Source organism: Streptomyces aurantiacus JA 4570 (genome assembly GCF_000414115.1).
GTDB classification, from domain to species: Bacteria; Actinomycetota; Actinomycetes; order Streptomycetales; family Streptomycetaceae; genus Streptomyces; species Streptomyces aurantiacus_A.
This window is the reverse complement of record NZ_AOPZ01000148.1, coordinates 1-7,859: the sequence shown is the minus strand read 5'-3', so window position 1 is coordinate 7,859 and position 7,859 is coordinate 1. Positions and strand designations below refer to the sequence as shown.

General features: G+C 74.4%; 7 protein-coding genes, 1 tRNA gene and 1 pseudogene. 6 read left to right on the top strand and 3 right to left on the bottom strand.

The features are described 5' to 3' along the window. Positions 1-465 precede the first annotated feature (465 nt). The gene (locus tag STRAU_RS16330) at positions 466-978 is read left to right on the top strand and encodes a hypothetical protein (protein ID WP_203227419.1); all 513 of its coding nucleotides are present in this window, start codon (positions 466-468) and stop codon (positions 976-978) included. Here STRAU_RS16330 and STRAU_RS16325 read toward each other — a convergent pair. Both STRAU_RS16325 and STRAU_RS16320 read right to left on the bottom strand, forming a co-directional pair. After that, on the bottom strand, positions 929-1,909 hold the full coding sequence (locus tag STRAU_RS16325) for a GlxA family transcriptional regulator (protein ID WP_016641437.1): 981 nt from the start codon (positions 1,907-1,909) through the stop codon (positions 929-931). The genes STRAU_RS16330 and STRAU_RS16325 overlap by 50 nt on opposite strands. Positions 1,910-1,992: 83 nt before the next feature. Then, positions 1,993-2,895, bottom strand: coding sequence for a S1 family peptidase (locus tag STRAU_RS16320; protein WP_063890363.1), 903 nt, complete (start codon positions 2,893-2,895; stop codon positions 1,993-1,995). Between the two features lie 200 nt (positions 2,896-3,095). Between STRAU_RS16320 and STRAU_RS16315 the strand changes: the two genes are divergently transcribed. Further along, on the top strand, positions 3,096-4,139 hold the full coding sequence (locus STRAU_RS16315; protein ID WP_078621262.1) for a GlxA family transcriptional regulator: 1,044 nt from the start codon (positions 3,096-3,098) through the stop codon (positions 4,137-4,139). Between the two features lie 33 nt (positions 4,140-4,172). Here STRAU_RS16315 and STRAU_RS16310 read toward each other — a convergent pair. Beyond that, positions 4,173-4,247 (bottom strand) — tRNA-Val (locus tag STRAU_RS16310). Positions 4,248-4,454: 207 nt separating this feature from the next. Between STRAU_RS16310 and STRAU_RS16305 the strand changes: the two genes are divergently transcribed. The 4 genes and pseudogenes from STRAU_RS16305 to STRAU_RS16290 form a co-directional block, all read left to right on the top strand. After that, positions 4,455-5,273: a DUF4097 family beta strand repeat-containing protein gene (locus STRAU_RS16305; protein WP_052029112.1), complete on the top strand. Its 819-nt coding sequence runs from the start codon at positions 4,455-4,457 to the stop codon at positions 5,271-5,273. Between the two features lie 125 nt (positions 5,274-5,398). Beyond that, positions 5,399-6,898, top strand: coding sequence for a phage tail tape measure protein (locus tag STRAU_RS16300; protein WP_016641433.1), 1,500 nt, complete (start codon positions 5,399-5,401; stop codon positions 6,896-6,898). 120 nt (positions 6,899-7,018) lie between these two features. After that, on the top strand, positions 7,019-7,576 hold the full coding sequence (locus STRAU_RS16295; RefSeq protein WP_016641432.1) for a DUF4383 domain-containing protein: 558 nt from the start codon (positions 7,019-7,021) through the stop codon (positions 7,574-7,576). Between the two features lie 52 nt (positions 7,577-7,628). Then, positions 7,629-7,859 (top strand): annotated as a pseudogene (locus tag STRAU_RS16290) (bifunctional 4-hydroxy-2-oxoglutarate aldolase/2-dehydro-3-deoxy-phosphogluconate aldolase); the annotation flags it as partial.

The following is a 7,859-nucleotide window of genomic DNA, read 5'->3' as shown; positions in this document are numbered from 1 at the left end:
GGGCGGCGGCGGGGGTGGTGGCGGCGTCCCCGCCACGTACCGGGACTACCGCATCCGGCGCTCCCGCCAGGAGCGCTGGGACCGTAGGTACCGGCGCACGCACCCGACGCCGCAGTCGCGCCGCCGGTAACGCCCGAACGACCGACAACGCCCGGACCACCGGCGACGCCCGGACGGGCCCACCGGCGACGCCCCGGCCGTCGGCCACGGCCGGGCGACCCGCGCCCCCACCCGGTACGACTACTCACCCCCCGGAGTGACAACGCGATTGCCCGGGCGGCCGCTGGGGAGTGTGCGCATGCACTGTGCGCCGAACCAGTCCCAGGAGCCGCCCGCATGCGCCACGAAGCCGCCTCACGAGTAGCCGGGGCGCGGGCCGAGCGGCCCCCGCGCCCGCTCGCGCGCCCCGGCGCACCTCTCCTCCCCCGGCCGTCCCACCTGCCTCGGCCGTCCCGCCTGCCCCTCATGGCAATGGCCCTCCTGACCGCCCTGGCCTCCCTGGCCGTCGGCTGCTCGGCCCCGCCGTCCCGTACGTCGGAGCTGCCGCCGAACGACATCATCAAGACGGCACAGCGCAAGCTCACCGAAACCTGTCTGACCCGGCAGGGCCTGACGCCGCCGCACCCCGGCAGCCGCCCGCCGTCCCGGGCCGAGCAACAGCGGGTGACACGCGCCCTGTTCGGCACCGGCCGCACCGAGCTCTCGCTGACCCTGCCCACCGGCTACTCGGTCCGCGCGCACACCGACGGCTGCCTGGCCGAGGCCCAGCGCACGCTCTACGGCGACCAGCGCCGCTGGTTCCGCGTCTCGACGGTGGTCAACAACCTCAAACCGGAGGCCGCGTTCCGCAAGGAGCCGCTCACCGAGGTCCGCACCCGGCACCACGGTGAACTCGCCGAGTGGCGCCGCCTGCGGGCCCGAGCCGTGATCAACGCGAAGGCCCACCTTCAGGCGGACCCGCCCCGGGCCGCGCGCTAGCGCGGTAGTCCCGTGGCGTCATGCCGGTGGCGTGCCGGAAGTGGCGACGGAAGCTCGCCGACGAGCCGAACCCCACGCGGGCGGCGATCTCTTCGATCGTGGCGTCGGCGTCCTGTTCAAGGAGGTGCCGGGCGCGGTCGAGGCGGGCGCGCAGCAGGTACTGGAGCGGGCTGAGGCCGGTGTGCGCGCGGAAGCGGCGGTTCAGGGTGCGGACGCTGAGGCGGGCGTGCGCGGCGATGTCGGCGAGCGTGAGCGGCCGGTCCAGGCCCGCCTCCAGCCACCGGACGGTCGGCCCGAGGCCCCCCGTCCCGGCGCGTGCCCGGTCGAGTTCGTCCCGCGCGGCACCGGCCTCGTCGTACACGGGCAGGACGAGCCGGCGCGCGGTCGCGGCCGCCGCGGCGCGGCCGTGGTCCTCCTCGACGAGCCGCAGGTAGAGGTCGAGGCCGCCGAGGAACCCGGCCGACGTGCGGAACGGCCCGTCCACGACGAGGGTCCCGGCCGGGTCGACGTCCACCCGGGGGTGGCGCGCGGCCAGTTCGGGCACGTGGCTCCAGACGGTGGTGGCGCGGCGGCCGTCGAGGAGCCCGGCCGCGGCGAGCGTGAAGGTGCCGGTGCCGACGGCGGCGACCCGGCTGCCCCGGTCGACGGCGCGGCGCAGGGCGGCGGCCACGCCCGGCGGCGGGTCGGCGCCCAGCCCCTGGTGGCCGGGAACGACCACCGTGTCCGCGCCCTCCAGCCCCTCCAGTCCCTGGTCGGCGGTGATGGTCATGGGGGCTGGCTCGGCGGTGGTGACGGTGCGCGGGACGGCGCAGATCCGCAGCGTGTACGCGGAGCGCGGGGCGCTGCGGGCGACGGCGTCCAGGACCAGGCCGGGGGTGGTGAGCTGGTGGGCGGGGAGGCCGTCGAGGGCGAGCAGCGCGATGACCGACATGGTCGGAGTATCCGTCGGGTACGGCGGTCCGGGCGCCGAACGGGGCAGCCACGCGGGTACGAGGCCGCCCCGGACAGGCGGTTTCAGCGCTGCTCGCCGACCGCCTTGCCGCTCGTCCTGCCGATCGTCTTGTCGATCCAGCCCTGGTACGCGGCGACGGAGGTGTAGATCCCCGGGCCGCCCGCGCACTTCGGGTCGACGGCCGCGTCGCCGTCGCCGGACGTGGCCCCGACGAGCTGCCAGCGGCCGCCGACGCGCTGGATCTGCGGGCCGCCGGAGTCGCCGTTGCACGCCATGGCGCCGGGCACCCTGCTCTGCGTACACAGCTCCGTACTGCCCTTGATGTCCAGGCACTTGGCGGCCGGGGCCCGCCGGGTGTCCAGCTGCTTGAGCCGCTCGGAGAACTTCCACTCCTCGGGCTCGGTGGCGTCGACCGTGGTGCCGAAGCCGAGGATCCGGGTGTGCGCGCCGGGCCGCGGGGCGTGGTCGGCGATCCGGATCGGGGCTTGGCGGACGACGGGACGGTCCAGGCGGAGCAGCGCGATGTCGTCGAAGGAGCGCCGGTCACCGCCGATGTCGTAGCGGGGGTGGACGACCTTCTTGACGATGGTGCGCACCGTGCCGCCGGAGTGCAGCCGGTCGCTGCCGACGCGCACCGTCCCGTCCGGTGTGGCCTTGAAGCCGTCCTGCGCGCAGTGCGCGGCGGTCACCACCCACCGCGGGGCGATCAGGGTGCCGCCGCACACCCCCGCCAGGGTGCTCCCGTCCTCCTGCTCCAAGGTCATCGGGATCGACACCATGAACGGGTACGTTTCCGTGGCGTCCTGCCCGCCCACGACGGCGTGGGCGCTGCCGCTCAGGCCGGCGGCGCACAGGACGGTGGCGGCGCCGACGGCTCCGACGCCGCCGAGCAGGCGTCGCAAGGGGCGTCGTCGCGGGCGTCGCAGCGGGCGGGACGGAGCGGTCGGGTGAGCCTGAGCAGACATGGAGGTGCCCTTCGCGTGTGCATGACGGATGGTGCGGTGGGTCGCGGGTCGCGCTACCCGGGTCGCGGGTCGCGCGTTCGTATCCGGAGCGGAACAGGTGAGCTGACCTGCACCGTTCTCCGCAGCGCGTGCCCTCATCCTCCGTGCGTCCGCCAGGGCGGAAAAAGCCCCCTGATGCCACCCTGGGCTAAATTCTGGCCATGTCAGTGGTCGCGCTGCTAGCGCTCGACGGGGTCCCGGCCCACCAACTCAGCACCCCGGGGCTGCTGTTCGGCGCGGCCTCGCGCGCGTACTACCGCCGCCCGCCGTACGAGCTGCGCGTCTGCGCCGCCGCGAGCACGGTCAGGACGGCGGGCCCGGCGGTCATGACGGTGACCGCCGATCACGGCCTCGACGGTCTTCCGGACGCGGCCACGGTCATCGTCACGGGATACGCGAGCTGCCCCGCCCCGCCCCCGCCCGACGTGCTCGACGCCCTGCGCGCGGCTTCCGCCCGGGGCAGCCGGCTGGCCGCGATCGGCACCGGCACCTTCGCCCTGGCGGCAGCCGGGCTCCTCGACGGCCGGCGCGCCACCACGGCCTGGTCGCACGCGCCCGAACTGGCCCGCCGGCACCCGCGGATCGAGGTCGATCTCGGCGACTGGCCCGTCGCGGACGGCCCGTTCCTCACCTCCTCCGGAGTGCTTGGCGGCAAGGACCTCTGCGTACGGATCATCGAGGAGGAGCACGGCGAGCAGACCGCGAGGGAGGCCGACCGCCATCTCTTCCTGATGCTCCCGAACCCGGCGGAGGCCCTGCGCGCCGACACCCGCCCCGGCTCCGACCCCGCCCCCGGCCCCGACTTCACCGCCGACCCCACCGCGACCTGGCTGGAGGCCAACCTCCACCGCCCGCTGACGCTTTCGGACATCGCGGGCCACACGGGAAGCAGCGTCCGCAGCCTCACCCGCCACTTCCGCGCGCACACGGGCCTCACCCCGCTCCAGTACCTCCTGCGCGCCCGCATGCGACGGGCCCAGTGGCTCCTGGAACACACGGACATCCCCGTGGAACAGATCCCGGCCACCACGGGCCTGGGCACCCCCGCCAACCTCCGCCACCACTTCCACCGCTTCAACGGCACCACACCCACCACGTACCGCGCGGCCTTCCGCACTCTGGTGGGCATCTTCGCGCCGGAAGCACCGGAAGCACCGGAGACTCCAGAAACCCCGGAAAGCGGGACAGCCCCGCACCCCCTCTGACAAGGGAATGCGAGGCTGTCCCGCTGATCATCCTGGTGGGCGCGGACGGTTTCGAACCGCCGACATTCGCCTTGTAAGGGCGACGCTCTACCCCTGAGCTACGCGCCCGGAATGTGCCGACAGCCTACCTTGCCGGTGGCCCTGCGCCGCAAACCCGTATGGAGGTCAGGGGCGGGGACCCCCGAGGCCGCCGGGGGATAGCCCCACCGTGGATCCGGTGGCCGCCCGGATCCCCTGGGAGGCGGGCAGTTCGTACGGTCGTCGTGTGCTCGCGGCAACGGCTGCGGGGAGGCAAGGAAACAGGGGGAGAACGTCATGACCGTCCGCAGCCGGCGTCCGCGTGCGCGGGGTATGCGTGTCCTGGTCGGGGTGGGGGCGACGGCGGTCGCCGTCGGGATGGTCGCGGCGTGCGGGGCCAGCGCCGAGGACGACTCCGAACCGGAGCAGCGGTCCTTCGCGCTGCCGGGGCGCACGCTCACCGTGGACTCGAAAGACTCGGCCCTCGAGCTCGTCGTGTCCGACGACGCGAAGGCCGCGGACGTGCGGGTGACGCGGTGGTTCGACGGGCGGACCGTGATCGGGGAGAGCCCCGAGGTCAAGTGGAAGATGGACGGGGACCGGCTCACGTTCCGCACGGAGTGCAGCGGCGTCATCAGCAACTGCTCCGCCAAGCACCGCGTCGTCGTGCCGCGCGGCGTCGCCGTGACCGTCCTCAACAACGACGGCAAGGTGACGGCCACCGGGTTCCGGGAGCCGCTGAAGGTGCGTACGTCGGACGGGTCCGTGACCGTGCGGGACGCCCGCGGGCCGCTCGACCTGCGCAGCGTCGACGGCTCCGTCCGGGCCGAGGGCGTCACGTCGAAGCGGATCAGCGCCGCGTCGAAGGACGGCTCCGTGCAGCTCCGGCTCGCCGCCGCGCCCGACCGGCTCCAGGCCCGCAGCCAGGACGGGTCCGTGACCGTCGCGCTGCCCGTCGCGAAGGGCGGCGGGGGCGGTGGCGCGGCCTCGTACCGCGTGGACACCGAGGCCGTCGACGGCGGCGCCGACGTCTCCGTTCCGCGCGACACCCGCAGCCCGCACCACGTCTCCGTGCGGAGCGTCGACGGCAACGTCACAGTGCGCAGCGCGAACTGACCGGCCCGTGTGTTCGTCCTCCACCGGTGGGAGAATGACACCGGCAGGGCGAACAGCACGGGAGAGGGATAGTGACGGCGACACCTCCGCGGCCGTACACAAGGGACAGATGGACGTCGTTGGCGGTGTCCGCCGCGGATGCCGTCGTCTCACGCTGCGACGCCGCGGTCCAAGGTGTCCTGGGCGGACGTGGGGTCCTGGGCGGACGTGGGGCCCCGCGCGGACGTGAGGTCCCGCGCCCCGTCCGGCAGGTCGCCCGTCCGGCCAAGTCCTCAGGGTCCTCCGGGCCCTCCGGCCCCCTCCGCGGCGCCGTCGCCCTCGTTCTCCTGCCCCTTCCCGTACTCCCCCTGCTCGCCGCCGCCCTGCCCGCCTCCTTCGCCGGAGGCGGCACGCGGCGCTGGTTCGGCGGGCGCGGCGAGAGCGTGCGGGCCGAGGCGCAGGCCGCGAAGGACGCCGCCGCGGCCGCGTTCTACGAGCTGGACACCGCGCAGCGCGACCTGCGGATCTCCATCGAGACCATCGCCGCCGTCGACTCGTCGCCCGCCGCGCAGCGGGCCGCGTCCGACTTCGAGGCGATCGGGCGGCGCATCGACGAGGTGAGCCACCAGTACATCACCGCCGTGGACGCCCACGACCTCGACCGCGACGACCTGGACGCGTCCGCGGCCGCGCGCGCCCGCGCCGAGCTGACCCGGGCCAAGGAGGCCCTCGGCACCGCCAAGCAGGAGCTCGACCGGTTCTCGCAGGGGCTCACGCCGCTGCTCGACAAGGCCGAGACCCAACTGGCGCGCCTGGCCCCGGCCGTGGAGCGCGCCCGGCAGACCCTGCTCGCCGCGAGCAACGCGCTCGACGCGGTGCGGACCGCCGGCCTGAAGGCCGATGACCTCGCCGGGCGGCTGGCCGCGCTCGCGCCCGAGCTGACCAAGCTCAACCAGGGCGCGGGGCGGCACGGCGTCGCCGACACCCTGCAGCGTGCCGACCGGGTCGTGCGGGACGCCGAAGCCGTCCGCGCCGAGGCCGAGCGGCTGCCGGAGCGGGCCCGCGAGATCGACCGGCGCCTGGTGTCGCTGCGTACCCGCGCGCAGGCCCTGACCACCCGCAGCGAGCAGGTGCAGCCGATCCTCAGCGAGCTGCGGCGCCGCTTCACCGCGGCCTGCTGGCAGGACCTGCAGCGGGTGCCGGAGCAGGCCGACGAGAACGTGCGGCAGGCCGAGACCAAGCTGAAGGAGGCCCAGCGCGCCCGCGAGGACCAGCGCTGGCCGGACGCCACGGCACTCCTGTCCACGGTGCGGGCGCTGCTGAACTCCACCGACGAGGCGGTGTCCGCCGCCGGCGACCGGCTGCGGCGCCTGAACGCCGTCGCGAAGGACCCGGGGGCCGAGATCGAGCGCACCCGCTTCGCCGTCCGCGACGCCCAGCGCCTGGCCATGACCGGCCGCCAGAAGCCCGACCCGCGGCACGCCCGCCCCCTCGACGACTCGGTGGCCCGCCTGGACCGCGCCGTCGCCGCGCTGGACGGCCGCCACCCCGACTACTGGCACTTCCTGACCGAGACGGAGGCCGTGCGCACGGCCGTCGCGCGCGTGGTCGCCCAGATCCGGGAGGAGCGGGGGCAGGGGGCGTAGCGGCGCTCTTGTTGGCGGTCGGTGGTTCCTGGGCGGATCCTGGAGATGCGTCTGTACGTACGTCACGTACGTAGCTGTACGTCGTCTCACCGGGCCTCCGCGCGCACGAAGGAGGCGGACATGGCCACGCACGCAGTTCACCCCGGCCCCCGGTCCAAGAGCCGCAAACGGCGCGTCAGGCTCGACGAGCACCTGCCCGTCGACCACCGGCTGAGCCGGATCTACCGCTTCGGCGCGGGCCTGATGGGCCTGGTCCTGCTCGCCTTCGGCATCCTCGGCCTGATCGACAGGGTCGGCTTCTTCGACACCGGCGGCGACGAGGTCGCGGGCCTGAACACCAACGGGGCGCTGAGCGTCCTGTCGATCTGCGTCGGGCTGCTGCTGTTCGCCGGGATGGTGGTCGGCGGCAACTTCGCGTCGACGCTGAACATGATCCTGGGCATCGCCTTCATCCTGAGCGGATTCGTCAATCTCGCCCTGCTGGAGAGCAGCTTCAACTTCCTCGCGTTCCGCATCCAGAACGTGCTGTTCAGCTTTGCGGTCGGGGTGCTGCTGATGTTCTTCGGGATGTACGGGAGGGTGAGCGCGACGCTGCCGCACGACAACCCTTACTGGAAGGCGCGGCATCCGGAGGGGACGCCGGTGGTGCGGCGGGCGTCGGGCCGTCGGGGCCGCTGAGGCGCGGCGGGTTCCCTGAGGCGCGGCCGGGGCGCTGTGCGAGCCTGGGGGCATGGTCGACTTCATGCAGGAGCTGCGGGCCCGGCGGCTCGTGGCCATCGTGCGCGGTGCGGACGCGGAGGCGTCGTTCCGTACGGTGATGACGCTCGTCGAGTCGGGTGTACCGCTGGTCGAGGTGTCGCTGAGCGGCGCCGACGCGCTCGGCGTGCTGCGGCGGGCGCGGGCCGAGCTGGGGCCGGACGCGTGGCTGGGCGCGGGCACGGTCCTGACGGCGGACGACGCG

Bases quoted from the DNA above. Each gene is read 5' to 3' on its own strand.
- STRAU_RS16305 (WP_052029112.1), top strand. From the start codon at position 4,455: ATGACCGTCCGCAGCCGGCGTCCGCGTGCGCGGGGTATGCGTGTCCTG.
- STRAU_RS16295 (WP_016641432.1), top strand. From the start codon at position 7,019: ATGGCCACGCACGCAGTTCACCCCGGCCCCCGGTCCAAGAGCCGCAAA.
- STRAU_RS16325 (WP_016641437.1), bottom strand. From the start codon at position 1,909: ATGTCGGTCATCGCGCTGCTCGCCCTCGACGGCCTCCCCGCCCACCAG.
- STRAU_RS16315 (WP_078621262.1), top strand. From the start codon at position 3,096: ATGTCAGTGGTCGCGCTGCTAGCGCTCGACGGGGTCCCGGCCCACCAA.
- STRAU_RS16330 (WP_203227419.1), top strand. From the start codon at position 466: ATGGCAATGGCCCTCCTGACCGCCCTGGCCTCCCTGGCCGTCGGCTGC.
- STRAU_RS16320 (WP_063890363.1), bottom strand. From the start codon at position 2,895: ATGTCTGCTCAGGCTCACCCGACCGCTCCGTCCCGCCCGCTGCGACGC.